16 protein-coding genes and 1 pseudogene are annotated in these 22238 nt (G+C 66.4%); 7 read left to right on the forward strand and 10 right to left on the reverse strand.

The genetic code is table 11. The features are described 5' to 3' along the window. Positions 1-146 precede the first annotated feature (146 nt). Both PY310_RS09545 and PY310_RS09550 read right to left on the reverse strand, forming a co-directional pair. Complete coding sequence (locus PY310_RS09545) at positions 147-1334, reverse strand: TerC family protein (protein WP_275214152.1); 1188 nt, start codon at positions 1332-1334, stop codon at positions 147-149. Positions 1335-1532: 198 nt separating this feature from the next. Then, positions 1533-1727, reverse strand: a complete 195-nt coding sequence (locus PY310_RS09550; RefSeq protein WP_275214153.1) for a three-helix bundle dimerization domain-containing protein — start codon at positions 1725-1727, stop codon at positions 1533-1535. Between the two features lie 132 nt (positions 1728-1859). On the opposite strand from PY310_RS09550, the gene PY310_RS09555 reads away from it, so the two are divergent. From PY310_RS09555 to PY310_RS09575, 5 genes and pseudogenes are all read left to right on the forward strand, one after another. Beyond that, a complete protein-coding gene (locus PY310_RS09555; RefSeq protein WP_275214154.1) occupies positions 1860-2273 on the forward strand; it encodes a hypothetical protein in 414 nt (137 codons plus the stop codon). Positions 2274-2681: 408 nt separating this feature from the next. Beyond that, positions 2682-5861: a beta-phosphoglucomutase family hydrolase gene (locus PY310_RS09560; RefSeq protein WP_275214155.1), complete on the forward strand. Its 3180-nt coding sequence runs from the start codon at positions 2682-2684 to the stop codon at positions 5859-5861. Positions 5862-5896: 35 nt separating this feature from the next. Further along, positions 5897-8437, forward strand: a pseudogene (locus PY310_RS09565) (cation-translocating P-type ATPase); the annotation flags it as partial. 99 nt (positions 8438-8536) lie between these two features. Continuing rightward, complete coding sequence (ppsA, locus tag PY310_RS09570) at positions 8537-10939, forward strand: phosphoenolpyruvate synthase (RefSeq protein WP_275214305.1); 2403 nt, start codon at positions 8537-8539, stop codon at positions 10937-10939. After that, entirely contained in the window at positions 10936-11961 is a 1026-nt protein-coding gene (locus tag PY310_RS09575; protein WP_275214156.1) for an ATP-dependent 6-phosphofructokinase, read from the forward strand. The genes ppsA and PY310_RS09575 overlap by 4 nt, the downstream gene beginning before the upstream one ends. A 75-nt stretch (positions 11962-12036) precedes the next feature. Here PY310_RS09575 and PY310_RS09580 read toward each other — a convergent pair whose 3' ends face one another. Next, complete coding sequence (locus PY310_RS09580) at positions 12037-12459, reverse strand: Hsp20/alpha crystallin family protein (RefSeq protein WP_275214157.1); 423 nt, start codon at positions 12457-12459, stop codon at positions 12037-12039. Between the two features lie 231 nt (positions 12460-12690). Between PY310_RS09580 and PY310_RS09585 the strand changes: the two genes are divergently transcribed. Further along, positions 12691-13155, forward strand: coding sequence for a pyridoxamine 5'-phosphate oxidase family protein (locus PY310_RS09585; RefSeq protein ID WP_275214158.1), 465 nt, complete (start codon positions 12691-12693; stop codon positions 13153-13155). A 35-nt stretch (positions 13156-13190) separates the two neighbouring features. Here PY310_RS09585 and PY310_RS09590 read toward each other — a convergent pair whose 3' ends face one another. The 7 genes from PY310_RS09590 to PY310_RS09620 all read right to left on the reverse strand — a co-directional run bounded on the left by PY310_RS09590 (position 13191) and on the right by PY310_RS09620 (position 20301). Next, positions 13191-15650, reverse strand: a complete 2460-nt coding sequence (locus PY310_RS09590; protein WP_275214159.1) for an HAD-IC family P-type ATPase — start codon at positions 15648-15650, stop codon at positions 13191-13193. Positions 15651-15732: 82 nt separating this feature from the next. Beyond that, positions 15733-16788 carry a zinc-dependent alcohol dehydrogenase family protein gene (locus PY310_RS09595; protein WP_275214160.1) on the reverse strand — a complete coding sequence of 352 codons (1056 nt, stop codon included), beginning with the start codon at positions 16786-16788 and terminating at the stop codon, positions 15733-15735. 160 nt (positions 16789-16948) lie between these two features. Next, positions 16949-17788, reverse strand: coding sequence for a universal stress protein (locus PY310_RS09600; protein ID WP_275214161.1), 840 nt, complete (start codon positions 17786-17788; stop codon positions 16949-16951). Beyond that, positions 17775-18290, reverse strand: a complete 516-nt coding sequence (locus PY310_RS09605; protein WP_275214162.1) for a universal stress protein — start codon at positions 18288-18290, stop codon at positions 17775-17777. Before PY310_RS09605 ends, PY310_RS09600 begins: the two co-directional genes overlap by 14 nt. Continuing rightward, on the reverse strand, positions 18274-18744 hold the full coding sequence (locus PY310_RS09610; RefSeq protein ID WP_275214163.1) for a universal stress protein: 471 nt from the start codon (positions 18742-18744) through the stop codon (positions 18274-18276). Before PY310_RS09610 ends, PY310_RS09605 begins: the two co-directional genes overlap by 17 nt. Positions 18745-18821: 77 nt before the next feature. After that, the gene (locus PY310_RS09615; protein ID WP_275214164.1) at positions 18822-19826 is read right to left on the reverse strand and encodes a zinc-dependent alcohol dehydrogenase family protein; all 1005 of its coding nucleotides are present in this window, start codon (positions 19824-19826) and stop codon (positions 18822-18824) included. A 7-nt stretch (positions 19827-19833) separates the two neighbouring features. Continuing rightward, positions 19834-20301, reverse strand: a complete 468-nt coding sequence (locus PY310_RS09620; RefSeq protein WP_275214165.1) for a pyridoxamine 5'-phosphate oxidase family protein — start codon at positions 20299-20301, stop codon at positions 19834-19836. Between the two features lie 178 nt (positions 20302-20479). On the opposite strand from PY310_RS09620, the gene PY310_RS09625 reads away from it, so the two are divergent. Beyond that, positions 20480-22195, forward strand: a complete 1716-nt coding sequence (locus PY310_RS09625; protein WP_342755739.1) for a sensor histidine kinase — start codon at positions 20480-20482, stop codon at positions 22193-22195. Positions 22196-22238 lie beyond the last annotated feature (43 nt).

A 22238-nucleotide genomic window follows, 5' to 3' on the forward strand; every position in this document is an offset into this window, starting at 1 on the left:
GAATTAAGCCAAGCGGGCGGAACGACCCCGTTGTCGCACCCAAGGGTGCTGACCAGAACACGCCGCTCGACGGCCCATTGGTGGCGTTCCGCCCGCCCCACAACCGCCTTATTCAGCAGGCTCCTAGGCCTCCACCGGCGGAAAGGTCACCGCGCCAGGTACAGGGCGTGTTGCCGGTGGGCTTCGGCCACCTCGGCGCGGATGGCTTCCACGTCCTTGGCTTTGTTGCGGTACTTCGGGTCCATCTCCTCGATCTGCCGAACTTCGTTCAGCAGGGCGTTGTAAATACGTTCGCGCTCGGCGGGATCCGCAGTGTAGCCGAGGTCCAGGTAGCTGACAGCGTGCCGGCGCGCGTTGTTGATGGCGGTCTGCGCCTGGCCTGCCTTGCTCAGCAGCGATGCCACCACCGTGATGACCAGCGTGCCGATGATGACCGTCAGGGAAAGGCCGGTGGTGATTTCGAAGACCGGGACCGGCTGGCCGTCGTTGATGAACGGGAGGTTGTTCTCGTGCAGGGCGTGCAGGATGAGTTTGACGCCGATGAAGGCCAGGATCGCTGCCAGTCCGTAGGAGAGGTAGATCAACCGGTCCAGCAGTCCGTCAATCAGGAAGTACAGCTGGCGCAGGCCCATCAGCGAGAAGGCCGTTGCGGTGAAGACAATGTAGACGTTCTGGGTCAGGCCGAAGATCGCCGGGATCGAATCGAGGGCAAACAGGATGTCCGTGCCGCCGATGGCCACCATGACCAGCAGCATGGGAGTCAGGACCTTTTTGCCGTTCTCCATGGTGAAGAGCTTGTCGCCGTCGTAATGATCGGTGGTGTGGAAGAACTTGCGGACCAGGCGGATGATGAAGTTGTCCGCCTCGCTGCCGTGCTCGGCATCGGGTTTGAGCAGGTTCCCGGCCGTGAGCAGCAGGATCAGGCCGAACGCGTAGAAGACCCAGGCGAAGGAGTTGATCAGCGCGGCGCCGAGGAAAATGAATCCGGTGCGGGCAATGAGCGAGAACACAATGCCGAACAGCAGCACCTTCTGCTGATCTTCCCGGGGAACACGGAAGCTGGCAATGATGATCAGGAAGACAAACAGGTTGTCCACCGAGAGCGCCTTCTCGGTGATGTACCCGGCGAAATACTCCGAGCCCATGGCCGGGCCGCCGAAGACCAGGACCAGGATGCCGAAGATCAGGGCGATTCCTACGTAGAGGCCGGACCAGATGGCCGCTTCCTTGAGCGTGGGAACGTGGGCTTTCCGGATGTGGAAGAAGTAATCAAAGGCCAGGAGGGCCAGAATGACCACAATGGTGATGCCCCAGATCAGGGGAGAAACAGTCAACGTGTGCCCGCTTTCGTAAGGTGGGTAGCAAAGAGCCGGGTAAGTCTCTCCGCCCGCCGTCCGGCTGGCCGTTGCACCCGGCCAGGCATCTGTGCCTGACGTGTTGACGTATGCAACGCTTCGGAATACTCCCTTACGTACCTAATACTCTAACCGGATGACCGCCGAAAACGAACCGGCAAAGGTCTGCCCGGGGCCTTACGAATTCGCGAGGCGCAGCTTGGCGGCCCGTTCGACCAGGACCGGAACGTAGTCCCGGATCGGACCGTCGTCGAGCAATTCGTGCTCTTCGGCAACGATTTGCTCTATGGCCGACCGCTCCTTTTCGGGGAAGCGTTCGGTCAGACGATCCATAACTTCCATGAGCGCCCGGGCTTCAGGTTCGTTGGTCATTCCCAAAGTTTCGACCCCGGCACGCAGGCCAGTCAACAGCTTTTTATGATCCACGTGGTGACCGCCCTGCCGGTGACCCTGCTGCTTGGGATCCGTCTGGGCTGGCATCCCCGGGGCCGCTAGGCTCGCCTTGTGACGAGTTCGCAGAATGGCAACGAACGCTATGTGGTCCGGCCCTGGTGGAGGGGACGGTCGCTCCCGTGGGCAGCTCTGGTTGTTGGCGCCATCATCGTCACAGTCATTGCCCTCGAGCGGACAACGTTTTTCGCCTACGCTACGACGCCGGAGTTCATCGAGCGGCTGCGCGTGGGACGGCTGGTGATGCTGGCCGGGGCTGTGATGTCCCTCGCCGCAGCCATTTGGTCGCAGGTGCGTGGAAATCCCCTGTGGGTGACGGTCTGCGTGGCCTCGCCGGCAGTCCTGGTGGGCATGGCGATCATGATCATGACGGTACCGTCCGTGACCCCTCAGATCGCCGGCCTTATCGCTTTGCCGGCAGCGCTCGCGGGACTCATCGGCGGCCTGTTCACCCGCACCCGGGGCTGATCCTGAACCTGGCGGGCCGCGTCACGTTGATGAGGGGGCCGGCGGTGGCTGGGGGCGGTGCGTACGGTCTCGGTACGCATCACACACCGCCGACCCCGTTCATCACAGTAGGCACTGGCGTGGAGGGACACACGAGTAGCGGCTACCTGCTTCGCGGCGTCCTGGCTACCCGTTCGCAGGACCAAAGCCTCTGCCGGGACCGGGGGCCGCGTGTTTGAGTGGGCACGGGTACCGCGGCCAGCCGCCCCTTTTCCTGCCAGCGGAGGCAGGCACGGCCGCTTCCATCGCGTCTTCGGGAAGGTCAAGGGGCTGTGATCACTAATCGTCGGTTTTACCTTGGCGGCCCGCACCGGCGGCCGGACAAGCCGGGACCGCCCGCTGCCCGAAGCGGGCTCTGAGTGGCGCGCCATGGCTGAATCACCCACGGCGTCAGCGGCGTTGTCACCATTTGACGCAGTGATTTTCGATCTGGACGGGGTGGTAACGGACACGGCAACCGTGCATGAGGCGGCCTGGAAACAACTCTTCGATCAGCTGCTGGCCGATCCGCGGCTGACGGGGAAGCCGGGAAAAAGGTCATTCACCGCGGCCGACTACCTGGACTACGTTGACGGCAAACCGCGTGAAGACGGCGTCCGGTCCTTCCTGGCCTCCCGCGGAATCATCCTGCCGGACGGCAAACCGGGGGATGCGCCGGGAGAGCTGACGGTTTATGGCCTCGCCAGGCAAAAGGACCGGATCTTCAAAGAACTGCTGGGACGCGATGGTGTCCGCACCTTCCCGGGAACACTGGCCCTGATCGAAAGGCTGCGCGCCGCCCAGATACCTGTGGCCGTGGCAACATCGAGCCGGAACGCGTCCGCCGTGCTGGCGGCTGCTGGCCTGTCCGGCACTTTCGACCTCGTGATGGGCGGGGTCATCGCCGCCGAGCTGGGGCTTCCCGGCAAGCCCGATCCCGCAGTGCTCCTTGAGATCGTGCACCGTTTGGGCGTCCCGCCGGCCCGCGCCGTGGTGATTGAGGACGCCGTCGCCGGGGTGGAGGCCGCCCGGCGCGGCGGCTTCGGCCTGGTGGTCGGCATCGACCGGGCCGACAGGCGGGCCGACCTTGAAGCGGCGGGAGCCGACGTTGTGCTGACGGACGTGGGGCAACTGGACCTCGGACGGGTCCTCACCGATCCGTGGCGCCTCATTTACGAAGGCTACGACCCCGCCCATGAGGGTCACCGGGAAGCGCTGACCACCCTGGGGAACGGCTACCTGGCCGTCCGCGGCGCCGCTCCCGAAAGCAGGATGAACGAAATCCACTACCCCGGCACCTACCTGGCGGGGGTCTACAACAGACTGGTAAGCAACGTCCAGGGCCAGGACGTGGAGGACGAGCACATGGTCAATGCCCCCAACTGGCTGGTGGTGGACGTCCGGCTGGAGGGTTCGGACTGGTGGTCCAGGGGCGGCCTGAAGGTCCTGAGGGAACGGCGGGTCCTGGACATGCGCCGGGCCACCCTGGAACGGGACGTTCTGCTGGAAACACAGGACGGGCGGCGGCTGGCGGTGAACCAGCGCAGGTTCGTCTCCATGGCTCAGCCGCATCTCATGGCCCTGAACACCACCGTGACGGCGGTGGGGTGGAGCGGCCCGGTGGAGATCCGCAGCGGAGTGGACTGTGGAGTCACCAATGAGAACGTCCCGGAAGACGCGCTCCTGTCCCATCACCACCTGGTCCGGCTGGGTGCTCCAGACCCGGCTGAGCCGGTTCAGGTTGTGGAAGTGGAAACGAGCCAAAGCCACATCCGCATCGCCACCGCTGTGCGCACCGAAATCTCCGGGAAGAACGACGACGGCGGCCCGGGGGAGGAGGAAGGGCTCTCCTTCCGGGCGTTGCGCCTTGAGCTGGCTGACGCGGCACCCGTGGTGATCACGCGGACGGCGGCAGTGGTCACGTCCCGTGACCACGCGATCTCCTCGCCGGCCGTGGCTGCCCGGTCCGTGCTAAGGACAGCCAGCCCCGACTTCGAGCAGTTGCTCTCCGAACACGAGGCCGTCTGGGGCAGGCTCCTGGCCCTGTTCGCCATCGAGATTGACGGCAGCCCCGAGGTGCAGCTCATCGTGAACCTTCATGTTTTCCATTTGCTGCAGACGCTCAGCCCGCACACTGCCGAGCAGGACGCAGGCGTGCCCGCGCGCGGGCTCCACGGGGAGGGCTACCGCGGCCACGTGTTCTGGGACGAACTGTTCGTCCTTCCCCTCCTCACCTCCAGGATGCCTTTCGTGGCGCGTTCGGTGATCAACTACCGCTGGCGCAGGCTTCCAGCCGCCAGAGAGGCGGCTGCTACGGCAGGGCTGCGCGGCGCGCTCTTCCCCTGGCAGAGCGGCAGCGACGGAAGGGAGGAGACTCCGCTCTGGCTCTTCAACCGGCGCTCCGGCCGGTGGGTACCGGACTACTCACATCTTCAGCGGCATGCCGGCCTCGCCGTCGCCTTCAACGCGTGGCAGTACTTTCTGGCCACCCAGGACAGGGAATGGCTCCTGCGCCACGGCGCCGAGCTGATAGTGGACGTGGCACGCCTGATGACTTCCATGGCCGAACACGACCGGGAGGAGGACCGGTTCCATCTTCGCGGAATCATGGGGCCGGATGAATATCACACAGGCCATCCGGACAAAGACGGTGCCGGCCTGGACGACAACGCCTACACAAACGTGCTGGCCGCGTGGGTCTGTGCCCAGGCCTGCGCCATCATGACAACGCTGCAGGGCCACGACCTCGAGGAGCTCCAGGGACGCCTGGCCGTTGGCCCGGCGGAAGTAGCACGGTGGAAGCACCTCAGCCAGCGGATGTTCGTACCGTTCCACGACGGCATCATCAGCCAGTTTGCCGGGTACGAACAACTGCAGGAACTGGACTGGGACCGCTACCGCACCGTCTACACAAACATCGAGCGCCTGGACCTGATCCTGGAGGCGGAGGGGGACAGCACCAACCGGTACCGCCTGGCCAAGCAGGCCGATGTGCTGATGCTGCTCTACGTCCTGGGCGAAAAGGAACTGACGCGGTTTTTGGCCGGTCTGGGCTACGACATCTCCGCCGCCCAGATTGAAGCAACCGTCGATTACTACCTCGCCCGCACAGCGCACGGCTCCACCCTCAGCCGGGTGGCGCACGCCTCCGTCCTGGCGGCAAAGGATCCGGAGCGGGCCTGGAATACCTTCCGTGAAGCCCTGAGCGCAGACCTTGATGACACCCAGGGCGGCACCACCCGCACAGGGATCCATCTCGGCGCGATGGCAGGAACCATCGACGTGGTGCAGCGAAGCTTCGCCGGCCTCAGGTTCACCGGCGAAGGACTCCTCTTCGCACCGAAGATGCCCCAGGGGATCAGGTCAGTGTCGTTCCAAGTCCGCTACCGGGACCATCTGCTCGCAGTCCACCTGGAACACGGCCTGCTAACCCTGGCGGCGGCCCCCGGAGATGCGCCCGCCATCTGGCTGCAGGTCGGCTCCGAACGCACCCTCATCCGTGCCGGCCAGACCCGGCAATTCACCCTTTCCCCCAAACCAGCGCTTAACCACGCGGGGAACACGGAGTAGCAGTGGCACCACGCGAGGGGCCGCCGCAATCCGGGCTGGACGCGACCGGGTTGAGCTCCGGGCGTGCCGCGGCGTTGCTGCGGGAATCGGGACCCAACGTACTTCCCGAAGCGAAGCCCGTGCCGCAGTGGCGCAAACTCCTCGGTGAGCTGACGCATTTTTTTGCCCTGATGCTCTGGTGCGCCTCGGTGCTGGCGTTCGTCGGAGGAATGCCGGAATTGGGCGTTGCCATCATCGTGGTGGTGCTGGTCAACGGAATCTTCGCCCACATCCAGCAGGAACGCGCACAGCACGCGGCCGAAAAACTGCGCGGGCTGCTGCCGGCCGAGGTCTCCGTCCGCCGGGACGGCCAGACCCGCAGGATTGCCGCCAGCGAACTGGTCCCGGGTGACGCCGTCATTCTGACAGCGGGTGACAGGGTGCCGGCCGACGTCGTCCTGGTTCTTGGTTCCGGCTGCGCCGTGGACGAGTCCCTGCTGACAGGGGAAAGCGAAGCGGTGCAGAAGGGCAGCGGCGAGCCTGCCTGGGGCGGGACGTTCCTTGTCAACGGCGCGGCAGAAGCGGTTGTGACCCACACCGGCGCAAACACCAGGCTGGCCGGAATCGCCAAGCTGACCAGCGGCACCGTCTCGCCCCCAACGCCCCTGGCGCGTGAACTCCGCCGGATCGTCCGGCTCATAGCCGGGGTTGCACTGGCCGTCGCCGGGGTCTTCTTCCTGGTGTCGTTGCTGGTGGGCATCCCGTGGAGTGCCGCCTTCCTCTTCGCCATCGGAGTGGCGGTTGCCCTGGTCCCGGAGGGGCTGCTGCCAACTGTCACGTTGTCCCTCGCCATGGGTGCGCAGCGGATGGCGGCACGGAACGCGCTGGTCCGCAACCTGGAGGCGGTGGAAACCCTGGGGTCCACCACGTTCATCTGCACTGACAAGACAGGAACCCTGACGCAGAACCGGATGAACGCCGTCGAAGTCTTCACCGCTGAGGGCCGGGTGAAGGTGGCCGGGGAGGGATACCTGCCGGTTGCCCGGATCGAGGGGCAGGCGGTGGGCGCAGCAACCCGCACGGCGCTCGCAGCACGTGCAGCCTCCCACGGCCGGGCCGTTCAGCACGGCGATGAGTGGCGAGCGGACGGCGACCCCATGGAAGCCGCCCTTGATGTCCTGGCCCGCCGCCTTTCCGGGACAACGCCTGAGAATGCCAGGCCGGCGCGAAGGTTCGCCTTCGACCCCCGGCGCCGCCGCGAATCTGTCATCGCCGGCACCACGCTCTTCGTCAAGGGGGCGCCCGAATCGGTCCTTCCGCTCTGCAACGGGTCCACGAACGCGGCGGCGGAAGAAGTGGAGGCGATGGCGTCACGGGGACTGCGGGTGATGGCAGTGGCCAGCCGCGAACTTCCCGGCCGCGCCGGGGACTGGCTGGAGTGCCCGGCGGAGGAAGCCGAAAGGGACCTTCACCTGCTGGGGCTGATCGCCCTCCATGACCCGCCCCGGCAGGGAGTGGACGAGGTGATCCGGACCGCGCGGGACGCCGGCATCCGGATAGGCATGATCACGGGGGACCATCCGGCAACGGCGGCCGCCATCGCGCGGGAAATTGGACTGCTGGGAACACCCGAACTGATTCTGGAGGGAGCAGAACTGCCGGAGGACGAACAGATCCTGGGTGCCCTGCTGGACCGGGACGGCATCGTGGTCAGCAGGGTCTCCCCGGAACAGAAGCTTCGGGTGGCCAGAGCACTGCAGAGCCGGGGTCACGTCGTGGCCATGACCGGTGACGGCGTCAACGACGGCCCGGCGCTCCAGGAAGCCGACATCGGGGTGGCGATGGGGCTCAGCGGAACGGACGTGGCCCGCGAAGCCTCGGATCTGGTTCTTCTGGATGACCACTTCGGGACCATCGTGGCAGCAATTGAACAGGGACGCGCCACCTACGCCAACATCCACCGGTTCCTGACCTATCACCTGACCGACAACGTTGCCGAGCTGACCCCCTTCATCATCTGGGCACTCTCAGGCGGCCAGTTTCCGCTGGCCCTGGGCGTTCTTCAGATCCTCGCCCTGGACATCGGTACCGATTTGCTGCCGGCACTTGCCCTCGGCGGTGAACCGCCGGGGAAGGGAGTGCTGAAGCGGCCGCCGGAGCGGCGCCACCTGATGGACCGCCGGCTGATGTTCCGGGTGTTCTGCGTGCTGGGGCCGGTGGAAGCCCTGGTGTCCATGACGGCATTCTCCGTGGTGCTGTTCAGCGGCGGCTGGATGCGCGGGGGCCCGCACGACCCGGGGCTGCTGATGACGGCATCCGGGGCGGCCTTCACCGCTGTGGTGCTTGGCCAGCTCGCGAATGCGTTCGCGTGCCGCAGCGCTACCCGGCCGCCCTGGAAACAGGGCTGGCTGACGAACCGGCTGCTGCTTTGGGCGGTACTGGCCGAACTCGCTGCTTTGGCGGTGTGCCTCTACGTCGGTCCCGTCGCGGCCGCCCTGGGTCAGCTGCCCCCGCCGCCCGTCGGATTCGCCATTGCCGCCCTGGCGGTCCCTGCGGTGCTGGCAGCGGACTGGCTGCACAAGAAGCTGCGGCGGCCTGCGGGTAGCGGCGCCCGGATATCTCCGCCGGTTCCCCGCCAGGGGTCCGCAGGACCAAAGACTCTGATGCTGGAGCATCTGTCCCGTAAGGATCAAACCATGGCTGACACGACGGCGATAACTGGCGTTCATGTGATGTGGTTCGATGAAGTGGGGATGGGCGACGTGCCGGCCGTAGGCGGCAAAAACGCGTCGCTGGGTGAACTGACCCGCTCCCTGCTGAGTTCCGGCGTCCGGGTTCCGGAGGGCTTCGCCACCACCGCCGCAGCGTACCGTGCCTTTGTGGCCGCGAACGGCCTCGAGGGGCAAATACGCACCTCGATTGAGAACTACCGTGCGGGCCGCGCAACCCTGCGGGAGGCGGGGGAGGCCATCCGGGAGCTCATTCTCGAAGCCCAGTTCCCGCCCGACATCGCCGCCACCATCCGGGAACACTACAAGGCACTGTGCGAACGCACCGGCCAGGCCAGGGCGTCGGTGGCTGTGCGCAGCAGCGCCACAGCCGAGGACCTCCCGGACGCGAGTTTCGCCGGCCAACAGGAAACATTCCTGAACATTTCCGGGGAACGGGAGCTCCTGGAAGCCTGCAGGCGCTGCTACGCCTCCCTGTTTACTGACCGGGCCATCTCGTACCGGGAAATCAAGGGGTTCGACCACCTGGAGGTGGCACTGTCCGTCGGGGTGCAGCGGATGGTGCGCTCAGACATTGGCGCCTCCGGGGTGATGTTTTCGATCGACACAGAGTCCGGGTTCCCCCGCAGTGTCCTGATCAGTGCTGCGTGGGGACTGGGCGAAACAGTGGTTCAGGGAAGCATCAATCCGGACAAGTACCAGGTGTTCAAGCCGTTACTGGCTGATCCGGAACTGACTCCGATCATCGAAAAGACCATGGGAGCCAAGGAACGCAAGATGGTCTACAGCCGCGGCGGCCATGCGAGGACCAGGACGGTGGACACCTCGGACCAGGAACGCCGGTCCTTCGTCCTGACCGATGCCGAGACGGTGCGGCTGGCCCGCTGGGCTGTGGCGGTGGAGGACCATTACGGCCGTCCGATGGACATGGAGTGGGCCAAGGACGGCGCCACCGGGGAACTGTTTATGGTTCAGGCCCGGCCCGAAACTGTCCAGGCGAGGCGCAGCGGCTCAGTGTTCAGCGTCTACCACCTTCGCGAGTCGGGGCGGCTCCTGGCGGAAGGCGCGGCGATCGGCGAATCGATCGCGCACGGCCTCGCCTGCGTGGTGCGGGACGCCAAAGACATCGATGATTTCCGGGACGGCTCCATCCTGGTCACCCGGATGACCGACCCTGACTGGGTTCCCATCATGCAGCGGGCCGCCGGCATTGTTACTGACCACGGCGGCCCCACCAGCCACGCCGCCATCGTCAGCAGGGAACTGGGTGTCCCCGCCGTCGTCGGCACCGGTAACGGCACCTCGGTGCTCGAGAACGGCCAACCCATCACGCTTTCCTGCGCCGGAGGAGAGGACGGACAGGTCTACGCCGGCACCCTGGCGTTCGACGTGGAGCAGGTTGACCTGGGGGCGCTGCCGGAGACACGGACTGCTGTGATGGTCAACATCGCCAGCCCCTCAGCCGCCTTCCAATGGTGGCGCCTGCCGGCGGCGGGCGTGGGCTTGGCGAGGATGGAATTTATCATCAGTAACCTCATCCGGATCCATCCCATGGCCCTGGTCCACCCGGAACGGGTACGGGATCCCGGCGAGGCCGGGCGCATCAGGGAGATCACGCACGGCTATCCGGACCTGCAGGAGTACTTCGTTGATGTGCTGGCACCGGGCATCGGAAAAATTGCCGCGCCCTATCACCCGAACCCGGTGATTGTCAGGCTCAGCGACTTCAAGAGCAACGAGTACGGCCACCTGATTGGCGGCGGCTCCTTCGAAGTTGCCGAGGAGAACCCCATGCTGGGCTTTCGCGGGGCCTCGCGCTACTACAACGAGCGCTACCGCGAAGGGTTCGCCCTGGAGTGCCGCGCGCTGAAGCGGGTGCGGGAGGACCTCGGGTTTACGAACGTCATCATTATGGTCCCGTTCTGCCGGACACCCCACGAGGCCGGCCTGGTGATCAAGGAGATGGCGGCAAACGGCCTGGTCCGCGGCGAGCACGGCCTGAAGGTGTACATGATGTGCGAGATTCCCTCCAACGTCATCCTTGCCTCGGAGTTCGCCGGCCTCTTTGACGGTTTCTCCATCGGATCCAATGACCTGACCCAGCTTGTCCTCGGGGTGGACCGGGACTCAGAGCAGCTGGCGGGACTGTTCGATGAGAGGGACGAAGCCGTGACATCGATGATCGGCCAGGTCATCGACCGGGCTCACGCGGCCGGTATCAAGGTGGGGATCTGCGGGCAGGGTCCGAGCAACCACGCCGATTTCGCGGAGTTCCTGGTGAGGGCAGGCATCGATTCGATTTCGCTCAACCCGGACACTTTCCTCAAAACCGTCCCGGTGATCGCGGCCGCAGAGAAATCCGCTTCGTGACCCGCCTGGGCATTCTGACCAGCGGTGGGGACTGTCCCGGAATCAACGCCGTGATCCGTGGCGCCGTCCTGCGGGGAGTCATTACCTACGGCTACGAGTTCGTCGGGTTCCGCGACGGCTGGCGCGGGGTGCTTGATCGGGATTTTGTCCCGCTGCCCCGCCATGCTGTGCGGGGGTTGTCCCGCCTGGGCGGAACCGTGCTCGGCACGTCGCGGACCAACCCGCTCAGGGATGGCAGCCCCGAAACGTTGCGCCGGAGCCTTGAAGAACTGGGCGTGGACGGCCTGGTGGCCATCGGGGGAGAAGGGACGCTGGCGGCGGCGCGGGAACTCTCCGACGCGGGGATCAACGTTGTGGGCGTTCCTAAAACCATTGACAACGACCTTGACGCCACCGACGTCACGTTTGGGTTCGACACGGCGGTCCAGACAGCCACCGAGGCGATCGACCGGCTGCGGACCACCGGCGAGTCACATCACCGGTGCATGATTGCTGAGGTGATGGGCCGGAACGCCGGCTGGATTGCGCTGCACGCGGGGATGGCGTCAGGTGCCCACGCCATCCTCATCCCGGAGCAGAGAGTCACCTTGGAGCAGGTCGCCCGGTGGGTGCAGTCCGCCTACCACCGCGGGCGGGCCCCACTGGTGGTGGTTGCCGAGGCGTTCGTCCCTGCGGGCCGCGAAGCGCCCTATTCGCCGCGCGGGCTTGATACTTTCGGCCGGCCCCGGCTGGGCGGGATCGGAGTTTTGCTCGAACAGGAACTGCAGCACATGACGGGGATTGAGACCAGGGCCACCGTCCTGGGGCACATCCAGCGCGGTGGCGCCCCGACGGCCACAGACAGGGTGCTTGCGACGAGGCTGGGAATGGCGGCCACGGCGTCGGCGGCGGAGGGCCGCTGGGGGACAATGGTCTCCCTGCGCGGCACCAACATTGTCAATGTGGGCTTCGAAGCCGCCCTTGGCCGGCTCAAAACCGTGCCAGAGGACCGCTACCTGGAGGCAGCGGTCCTCTTCGGTTGACCACGGATCGGTTGAGCACGGGGTGGGCGCGGTTCCTGGTTCAGCGGGCCCGTCCTGGTTTAGCGGGCGCGGTGGTCAGCCGCGGGTGATCTCGATCTTCCGTGCGGGGGCTTCCTGCGACTTGGCCGGTACGGGGGTGCGGACCTCAAGCACGCCGTCCTTGTAGGAGGCGGTGATGTCGTCCGGCTTGACACCGTCAGGCAATGCCACCCTCCGGACAAACGAACCGTACCGAAACTCGGACCGGTAACTGTCCTTTCCCTTTTGCTCGGACTGTTCCCTGCGCTCGGCCTTGATTTCCAGGGCCCCGTCCACGATGGAAACGTTGACGTCCTTCTCCGGATCGATGCCCGGCAGTTCAGCGCGGACAACAAGCGTGTTCCCTTCAACAGCTTCTTCGACCCGGATGCCCGATGCCGCAGTATCTCCTTCAAAAAGCCTCTCGATCATTTCGACGGGGGACCGCCGGGTGTCGAACCACTTCATCAAATCAGCCATTTTCTGCCTCCTTGCAATGATGGCCGGTGGGGATAAAGATTGGTGCTCCTTAAGACTCCTGCCGTGCACCGGACGGTCCCAGAGGCTTTGGTCCCGGCAGGCAAGTGAGCAACGTGAAAGGCACACGGCAACGGTGAAGCGCGCGTCACCTCGCAGGCTGCGCACACCGGGCGGGGGATGCAGGGGGCGGGGGTACAGCAGGCCGGGGATGCAGGGGGCTAGGATCAGTGCATGAGCACCTCCCCGCCAGAGTCTCACATCGAAAACCTCGCCCCGGACGAGTGCTGGAAATACCTGCGGTCCTCGTACATCGGGAGACTGGCTGTGATCAACGGCGGGGCTCCTGAGATTTTCCCGGTGAATTTCATGGTGGTCGAGGAAACCGTGGTCTTCCGTACGGCGCCCGGGACGAAACTGCGGGCCCTCCTGAAGGGCACCGCCGCGGCCTTCGAGGTGGACGGCCTGAACCCCTATGGAACCGAGGTCTGGAGCGTTGTGCTGAAGGGCGAGCCTGGGACTTTCGACGGCGATCCGGCGGCCCTGCAGGAAGCCGGTCCTGACCGGGACCCCTGGCAGCCGGGCCTCAAGGAACATCTGGTGCAAATCCGTCCGGCCGAAATTTCCGGCCGACGCTTCCCCGTGACGCCGCGCACGCGCTGGTGGCCGCCGCAGGACTTTTCGGCCGACTGGCTCTAACGGCAGGCTCGGACAGCAGGCTCCGACAGCAGTCTCTACGCGAAGCGCCGCTCGTGGAGCCGGCCCAGCACCAGCACGGCCAGGACGGCTGCGGCCGCGGCGGCGAGGGAGGCGGCCAGCAGCGGGGATGGCGGCCATTCCAGCATAAAGAACTCCGTCAGGAGGGGCACCGTCATCAGCAGGACAAGCCCGGCACCCATGGCACCTACCACTGCAAGGCGGAGCCCTGTGACGGGGCGGCTGACGGTCAGCAGGACGGCGAGCGCCGCCAGGGACAGCGTCAGCACCGATGCCGTCCGGGTCGAGGCGGGGCTGAAGCCTCCCACGCTCATGGAGTAGGCCTGCACGGCCAGGACCGCCGCCGTCACCACAATGCCCGCCGGAACGGCAAGGGACAGCGAGCGCCGCAGAAAGCCCGGCCGATAGCGCCGGGTGTTGGCCATCAGCGCCAGGAAGAAGGCAGGGATGCCGATGGTGAGCCCGTCGGTTGCGGAGAGCTGCCGGGGTAGGAACGGGTAGCTCCACAGCAGGGCTCCAAAGGTCAGCGACAGGCCGACGGCGTAGGTTGTTTTGCTGAGGAACAGCACCGAGACCCGCTCAATGTTGGCGATGACCTGGCGGCCTTCAGCGAGCACGGCGGGAAGCCGGTCGAACCGACCGTCCAGGAGGACCAACCGGGCCACCGCTTTTGTGGCCGGCGCCGCGCTGTCCATGGCAATGCCGATGTCCGCCTCCTTCAGTGCCAGGGCGTCGTTGACGCCGTCGCCGGTCATGGCGACGGTGCGCCCCGCGCCCTGCAATGCCAGGACCATGTCCCTCTTTTGCGCGGGCGTGACGCGGCCGAACACCGAGAAGGTGCCCAGGGTTTCGGCCAGGAGCCGCGGGTCCGTTGGCAGGTGCCGGGCATCGTAGCCGGCATCGACGTCGAGCCCCACCTCCCGGGCCACGGCCGTCACCGTCCTGTGGTCATCGCCCGAGAGGATTTTGACCTCGACGCCCTGGTCCCGAAAGTAGGCGAGGGTCTTCGCTGCGTCCGGACGCACTTTCTCGCGGAATGTCAGGAGGGTGGCAGCCGCGAGGCCGCCGGGCAGCTCCACGTCCTCTGACGCCCCGTCAGCGAGCAGCCCGTCAGCGGGCACCGCGGGCGTGTATGCGAGCACGAGGGTGCGCAGCCCCCGGGATGCCAGGCGGCGGGAACGGAGCAGAAGCTCATCCGCGGACGCGTCCGCTGGGCCGGTTCCGGGAAACACCATCTCGGGGGCACCCAGCACCCAGGTCCCCGCGGCAGGGTGCGGGGACGGGAAACTGGCGGCGCTCCACTTCCGGGCCGAGGAGAAGGGGACGACGGCGGCCGGGCGGGCGCCGTCGTCGAACGCGAAAGCGGGTGCCAGGCACCGGGCGGTGGCATTGGCGTGGGGATCGGCACCAAACCATCCCAGCGCCTGCCGCCATCCCTCGGGAAGCTCCTGGCCGGTGCCGCGAAGGCCGGTGTCGTGCACGTCGTCGAAGACCACCCGGCCCTCCGTGAGGGTGCCGGTCTTATCGATGCAGAGCACATCCACGCGCGCCAGTCCCTCCACGGCGGCAAGCTCCTGGACCAGCACATTGAGGCGGGCAAGCCGTGCGCCGCCCACGGCGAACGCCACGCTGGTCATGAGGACCAGGCCGAGCGGGATCATGGCGATTGCCGCGCCCACCGCACCAACCACGGCTTCCTCCCAGGCGCCGCTCCGGAAGGCCCGGTCCCAGCCGCCCCTGGCCTGCATCTGGCCGTTGGTGACGATGGCCACCACAGGCAGGAGCGCCCAGGTGATCCAGCGCAGGACGCGGTGGATCGAATTGCGGATCTCCGAGTTGACCAACGAGAAACGCTTGGCTTCCGCGGTGAGCCGGCTGGCGTATGAGCCGGCGCCCACGGCCACCACCCGGGCCCGCCCCTGGCCTGCCGTGACGGTGGAGCCGGACAGGACCGGGGAGCCCTTGTCCTTGCCCACAGGTTCGGACTCTCCCGTGAGGACGGACTCGTCCAGCTCCAGGCCGTCGTCGTCGATGATGACGGCGTCAGCTACAACCTGGTCGCCGGCCTGCAGCACGCAGACGTCGTCCATGACCACGTCGGCCACGGCGACGTCCTGGACCCGTCCGTCACGCAGGACGCGTGCCCGGGGAGCGTCCAGGACGGCCAGCCTGTCCAGCAGACTCTTGGCCCGGTACTCCTGGACAACGCCGATGACGGCGTTGCTCAGCGCGGCAAAGCCGAACAGGGCGTCCCTCCACTCGCCCAGCAGCAGCAACAGCAGGAAGCAGCCGCCAACGATGCCGTTGAACAACGTCATCACGTTCGCCCGAAGGATCAGCCACAGGCTGCGGCTCGTTTCCTCCGGTGCGCCGTTCGCCAGGCCTGCCAGGGTCCGCTCCCTGACCTCCCCGGTGGACAGGCCGGACCCGGCGGGGGCACCAGAGCCGGACGGGCGGGGAACCGCTGCTGTGCCCACCCGACCCCTCAAGGCGCCTGCGGGAGGGCTTTGTCCGGCGTCTTTGCCCGGGCGGCTGCTTTGTCCACGGCACCGGGGCCTTTCATGCCGAGATGACCACCTTCAAGGCGCTGGTTTCGGCGGCGCGGGCGAAGGTGTCGTAGGCCTCGAGGAACTGGTCGAAACTGAAGCGGTGCGTCGCGAATTTTTCCGCAGGCAGCTTCTGCTGGGCCACGAGCTTCAGCAGCATGGGCGTGGTGTTGGCGTTCACCAGTCCCATGCTGATGTTGATGTTCTGAATCCAGAGGTTCTCCACATGGAGTTCAACGGACTTGCCATGGACCCCGACGTTGGCGATGTTGCCGCCCGGCCGGACAATGTCCGTGCACATGCTGAAGGTGGTGGGAATTCCCACTGCTTCGATGGCTACGTCCACGCCCTGGCCGTCTGTCAGGGCCAACACCTGTTCCTTCCAGTCGGCGTCGCCGGACCGGACCACATGCGTGGCACCGAACTCGCGGGACTTCTCCAGGCGGTTCCCGTCCAGGTCCACGGCGATGATGGTGGCTGCACCGTAGAGCCCGGCGGTGGCGATCGCTGCGAGGCCCACCGGGCCGGCACCAATAACGGCCACCGTGTCGCCGGGCTTCACCCGGCCGTACTGCACCCCGATTTCGAAGCCCGTGGGGAGGATGTCCGAGAGCATCACGGCCTGTTCGTCGCTGACCCCGGGCGGCAGCAGGTGCAGGGAGTTCTCGGCGTAGGGGACGCGCACGTATTCGGCCTGGGTACCGTCGATCAGGTGGCCGAACACCCAGCCGATGCCCGGGGCTCCCTCCTCGCCCATGCAGTGCGAATAAAGGCCCACTTTGCAGTTGGCGCAGTGGCCGCAGGACTTGATGCACGAGATGATGACGCGGTCGCCGGGTTTGAGGCTGGTCACTGACGAGCCGACCTCCGTGATGGTGCCCACGCCTTCGTGGCCCAGGATCCGTCCTTCCGTCACGGCCGGTACGTCGCCCTTGAGGATGTGCAGGTCAGTGCCGCAGATGGTGGTGGTGTCCACCTTGACGATGGCATCGGCCGGATTCTTAATCGCCGGATCGGGCACATCGGTCCAGGATTTCTTCCCGGGGCCGCCGTAAACGATAGCTTTCATGTCCGTTCCTCGCTGTTGTTGTTCAATGGGGTCCACCCTGCGGGCGGAACACTGCTCCATCTCAACGATGGAGCGCGGGCGCCGCCGCGGTAAGGGACAAAGGTCCCGGAAAGCACGACGGCGGTAGGTCGCCCCTGCGCAGCCGCCCCGCCGGAACGGTTCAGTTGCGGGAGATCAGCACCGGGCCGGTCGCATGGTGGAGGACGGCATGGGCATTGGAGCCGATGGTTCCTTTCAGGAGGCCGTGGCCTTTGCTTCCGACCACGATGAGGGCCGCGCCGCGGGAGGCATTGAGGAGTGCCCGGGGCACGGAGGCGTCCCGGACAAGGTCCTGGCTGATCGTCACCCTTGGAGCAAGGGCCTTGGCATCCTCAGCCACCCCCAGCAGGAGACGGCGTGCCGCTTCTCTTCCGGTTCCGGTTGCGTGGGCCATGCCATCGTGGGGCCGGATGACGTGGATGATCATCAGTTCGCTTCCGGTGGCACTGGCGAGGTCGCAGGCAAGCCGAAGTGCGCCGGCGGACCCGGACGGGTCGATTCCCACTACGATGCGTCCCTCCGGGTGGTTATCGAACCGGATCACCGCAACAGGGCAGGAGGCCGTTGCGGCGAGTTCCAGGCTGACGGATCCCACGAGGAGACCCAGGAACCCTCCTATACCGCGGCTGCCAAGCACCAGCATGCGGGCATCGCCGGCTATCCGCCGGAGGTGGCCGGCCGGCAGGCCGTACAGGAGCCGGCCGTGGACCGGGACCCGGGGCGCTACCGACACTGCCTCGGCTTTTCCCTGCTCAAGGATGGTCTGGGCCTGATGTTGCAGGCCGCTGCCCTCGATTCCCCTGACCGGGCCAAGGTCGCTGGTCAGCAGGGGCCACAGCGAGCAATGGATCACGTGCAGTTCACAATCCAGGTAGGTGGCATGCCGGGCGGCCCAGCGCACCGCCGCGCCCGCCTCTGCCGAACCGTCGTAGCCAACAACAATGCGGTCAGGCGCGGGCATGGCTGGACCCGGTCTGGCCACCCCCTTCTGCGGAGAGCTGCCCGGGAGCAACGGAGAACGCGGACGGCAGGTCGGTGCCATGCACCACCAGGACGGGGCATTTTGCGTGCTCCGCCACGGCGGCGCTCACCGCACCGAGCAACAGGCCCTCAAATCCGCCCCGGCCGCGGCTGCCCACCACGACCATCCGCGCAGTCCTGCTTTCTTCCACCAGGACTTTCGCCGGCGGCCCCTGGCAGGCGACCATTTCGAGCCCGACCGGAGTGGCGCCGTCGAACGCCTCCGACACAGCGGCCGCACAGACGCTCCGGGCCTCCTCTTCGGGGTCCCAGAGGAGGGGTGTAAACGTGCCCACGGCAATCTGGAATTGCCAGCACGTGACCGCCCGCAGACGGGCATTGAGCAACGGGGCCAGCGCCTGGGCCCAACGGAGTGCGGTGATGGACGGCACGCTCCCGTCCACTCCCACAACAATGACGTCGGGGTTAGGGGTTTGTTCCATGGTCTTCCCCGGCTTCCTGGCTGACCACCACGACAGGACAATGCGCGTGGGCCGTGCACGCGGCACTGACCGAACCCATGAGCTGCCCCAGCAAGCCTCCGCGGCCCCGACGGCCCACCACGAGCAGCTGGGCGTCCCGGCTTTCCTCCACCAGGACCTTGGCAGGGGAACCCACTTTGACCACTGCGACGAGGTGCTCGGGACGCTCCTGGCCAAAGGCCCTCTCGATGGCCTGCTCCATCAGGCGGCGGGCTATGGCTTCAAGTTCCGCGGGGGTGTCGAGGTCACCGCCGGGGGGCATGCGTTCCGGGAGATAGAAATCGGAGTAACCCAGGCATGTGAGAACCTTCAGCGGAGCGTCCAACGCCGTGGCCAGCCGGCCGGCGAGGCGCAGCGCCGCGGGGGAGAATTCGGAACCGTCAATTCCAACCAGGATGTTTTTGCTTTCACTCATGGCACCACCTTTGCCCAAAATCCGGCCCCGCAGCTAGGGCCGAAGGGCACCAAGGTGGCCGCGGTGGCGGCCGCATGTCAGGCCGTGCGGAGGAGCACGGCGGCCCCCGTGAACCGGTCCAGGGACAGGTCAAGCAGTGCTTGGTCTGCTTTTGTCCAGGGATAGGCCACCGTAGTGGGGTTCAGGGGGATTCTCCCGGCGAGCGCCAGGAATTCCGTCCCGTCGGTTCTGGTGTTGGCGGTCACGCTGCGAAGGCGGCGTTCCTGGAACAGGTCCTTTTGATAATCAAGGGCCGGGATGTCGCTCAAATGGATTCCTGCCACCGCAAGGGTCCCGCCGCGGTCCAGGGCCCGGAGCGCGACCGGCACGAGTTCGCCGACGGGAGCGAAGAGGATGGCCGCGTCCAGCGGTTCCGGCGGCGCGGCATCGGCGGGGCCGGCAAACCTGGCCCCCAGCTCCAGGGCAAGTTTCTGCGCCGCCGGGGACCGTGTCATGACGTAGACGCTGGCGCCTTCGTAGATGGCCATCTGCGCTGTGAGGTGGGCTGAACCGCCGAAGCCGTAGATCCCAAGGCTGCCGCCCGGCGGGAGCCCGGAGCCGCGAAGCGCCCGGTAACCGATGATTCCTGCGCAGAGCAGGGGCGCGGCTTTCTCGTCCGAAAACACGTCGGGCAGTGGGTACACATAGTCCTGGTGGGCCACCATCAGCTCCGCGTAGCCGCCGTCGGTGTCCCAGCCGGTGAAAGTAGGACTGAGGCAAAGGTTCTCCGCCCCGCGCCGACAGAATCTGCAGGATCCGCACGTCCGGGCAAGCCAGGCCGCCCCTACGCGGTCGCCCACGCGGAACCGGTTGCTTCCCGCTCCCAGCCCCACCACCTCGGCCACCACCTCATGACCGGGAATCCTGCGGGCGCCACGGGGACGGAGGTCTCCTTCGGCAAGGTGAAGATCTGTCCGGCAGACGCCGCATGCGCGCACGGACAACAGGACCTCATCCTGCCCGGGCAGCGGGTCCGGCCGTTCGCCCAGCCGCATCGGGCCGGACGCCATGGGGCCGGGCTCTTCCACCCACCAGGCCCTCATGGAAAGTTCACTCCAAACCGGCGCGTGTGGCCTCGTCCAGCGAACCGCCCCAGGTGAGCGGCGCGGAAATCCGGAAGCGCCGTCCGCTTACTTCTTCCGGCACAATGCGCAGGAAGTGGTCCTTCCGGCCGGTCTCCCAGGGAAAGAGCAGGTGCCCAAGGGAGGCCACCACCTCGGGCGTGTTGGGCAGTGCTGTGGCTGACCCTTTCACCACCACACTCCACGCGATCCCCGAATCCGTGTCAGCACCATCTGCCTCGAGCGCCACCATATTGCCCAGCGCCGATGCCAGCTTGGTGCCGGCACCGGTCCGGAAGACCAGCGACTCCTGGTGGACTTTGTAGTTAATGGGAAAGATCTCGGGATGGTCCTGCACCCAAACAGCCAGGCGCCCCACGGAAGTGCCGCGCAGCAGCCGCCAGCATTCCTCAGTGGGCAGTTGGGCGGTTTCGGGAATCGATGCATCTGGTGTCATGCCCAAGAGCATAGGGTCGGTATGGTGGGGGACCTAGGGCACAAAGACCCCTAACCCGGCCCGCGGGCATGGAGGAAATACTCAGGGAGGCGTAGTCTGTGTTCGACTGCTGCAGCCGGTCCACTTGCGTGAGCGTCACGAATTGTGTGTGCGTCAAACACCGCGGAAGGCGGTTTCGGTGAGTGAATCCGTCCGGCAGTCCACCAGTGTTCCGGAACCAGTTGCCACCTCCCGTATGGACGAACTTCTCAACGACTTTGTAGATCGTGCCGGGGAGCTGGCGAGCGCCCAGCAGCGGATGCGCGGGCTGCTGAACGCTGTGGTGGCACTCGCCGAGGACCTGAGCCTGGAGGCCGTACTGCTCCGGGTGGTCAGCTCAGCGTGCCACCTGCTGGAAGCCGATTACGGAGCACTGGGCGTCATTGGCAGCGACCAGGGCCTGAGCCACTTCATCACCGTGGGCATCGACGACGACCTCGCCCGCAGGATCGGCCCCCTCCCCACCGGCCATGGTGTTCTTGGCTTACTGATCCGGGACCCCAAACCGCTGCGGCTGCATGATCTCAGCCAGCATCCGGATGCCTACGGGTTCCCCAGGCATCACCCGCAGATGAAGTCGTTCCTCGGCGTACCCATCCGGGTGCGGGATTCAGTGTTCGGCAACCTCTACCTCACCCAAAAGAAGGGCGGAGGCGACTTCACGGACGAGGATGAAGGCCTCGCGGAGGCGTTCGCCGCCGCGGCCGGCGTCGCCATCGAAAATGCCAGGCTTTACGACGACGCCCGGCGCAGAACTGCCTGGCTTCAGGCATGCATGGACGTGACCGGCAAGGTGATGGACGACGAAGCTGCCCCCGTCAGCCAGGACGACGGGCTGGACATGATCGCCGCACGGGCACTTCAGGAGTCCAGTGCCGCCCTCGCCCTGATCCTTGTCCCGGAAGAGGACTCCAAACTGTTCCGCGTGGCCGGAGCTGCCGGGAGTACCGCCCTGGAGTGGGCCGGCCGGCTGTCGCTGTTTGACCCCCGGGCGGTGGAAGCGGTCCTGGCCACAGGCCAGGCGGCCGTCATTGAAGACGCCTCGGCGGCCCTCAGCGGGGGGCCAGTGCCGGCCGATGGCCGGCTCTTGGTGGTGGACCTCCGGGCCAGGGGCACCCATCACGGACTGCTCGTCCTGGCACGTGAAGGTTCGGCGGGAATGTTCAGTAAGACCGACGTTGAAATGGGCGCCGTGTTCGGTTCACATGTGGCCCTGGCCCTCGAATTGGCCCGGGCCCACCGGATGCGTGAGCAGCTGGCGGTATTCACTGACCGCGACAGGATCGCCCGCGATCTCCATGACCTGGTCATCCAACGGCTCTTTGCCGCCGGCCTCAGCATCCAGAGCCTGCGGCGCCTGATAACGGGCGAGCAGGCCGCGCGGACCCTTCAGACGGTGACCGCCGAACTGGATGAGGTGATCAGGGAGCTGCGCAACACCATCTACTCCCTGAACGGCGCCACCACGGAAAAGGAACTTCTCAGCAGCCGCGTGCTGCAGGCGGTCCGCAGCGCTGCAAGGTCGCTTCGGTTTGTGCCCCGGCTGACGCTCACCGGACCTATCGACGCGATCAGGGACGAGGAAACGGCGGCAAACATCCTGGCCGTCGTCACGGAGGGGCTCAGCAACGCCGTCCGGCATTCCGGAGCCGATTCCATTCGTGTCTCCGTCTCGGTCGACGACGGATTTGTGTACGTCCGGGTCCAGGACAACGGCGCCGGCTTCAGCGTCCGCACGCCCGGCAACGGAATGACCAACATGCAGCACCGGGCCAACAAGCTCGGCGGCACCTTCGAGGTCACCAGTTCCCCCGAGACCGGCACGGCGCTGACCTGGAAGGCCCCAGTCTTTTAGGCCCGCGCGGTGTTGCACGGCCAACCGGCTGCGGTTTCCCGCT

Source organism: Pseudarthrobacter naphthalenicus, assembly GCF_029076445.1.
Classification (GTDB): domain Bacteria; phylum Actinomycetota; class Actinomycetes; order Actinomycetales; family Micrococcaceae; genus Arthrobacter; species Arthrobacter naphthalenicus.

Bases quoted from the DNA above. Each gene is read 5' to 3' on its own strand.
- PY310_RS09600 (WP_275214161.1), bottom strand. From the start codon at position 17,788: ATGCCCGCGCCTGACCGCATTGTTGTTGGCTACGACGGTTCGGCAGAG.
- PY310_RS09610 (WP_275214163.1), bottom strand. From the start codon at position 18,744: ATGAGTGAAAGCAAAAACATCCTGGTTGGAATTGACGGTTCCGAATTC.
- ppsA (WP_275214305.1), top strand. From the start codon at position 8,537: ATGGCTGACACGACGGCGATAACTGGCGTTCATGTGATGTGGTTCGAT.
- PY310_RS09560 (WP_275214155.1), top strand. From the start codon at position 2,682: ATGGCTGAATCACCCACGGCGTCAGCGGCGTTGTCACCATTTGACGCA.
- PY310_RS09580 (WP_275214157.1), bottom strand. From the start codon at position 12,459: ATGGCTGATTTGATGAAGTGGTTCGACACCCGGCGGTCCCCCGTCGAA.
- PY310_RS09585 (WP_275214158.1), top strand. From the start codon at position 12,691: ATGAGCACCTCCCCGCCAGAGTCTCACATCGAAAACCTCGCCCCGGAC.
- PY310_RS09620 (WP_275214165.1), bottom strand. From the start codon at position 20,301: ATGACACCAGATGCATCGATTCCCGAAACCGCCCAACTGCCCACTGAG.
- PY310_RS09595 (WP_275214160.1), bottom strand. From the start codon at position 16,788: ATGAAAGCTATCGTTTACGGCGGCCCCGGGAAGAAATCCTGGACCGAT.
- PY310_RS09550 (WP_275214153.1), bottom strand. From the start codon at position 1,727: ATGACCAACGAACCTGAAGCCCGGGCGCTCATGGAAGTTATGGATCGT.
- PY310_RS09615 (WP_275214164.1), bottom strand. From the start codon at position 19,826: ATGAGGGCCTGGTGGGTGGAAGAGCCCGGCCCCATGGCGTCCGGCCCG.
- PY310_RS09605 (WP_275214162.1), bottom strand. From the start codon at position 18,290: ATGGAACAAACCCCTAACCCCGACGTCATTGTTGTGGGAGTGGACGGG.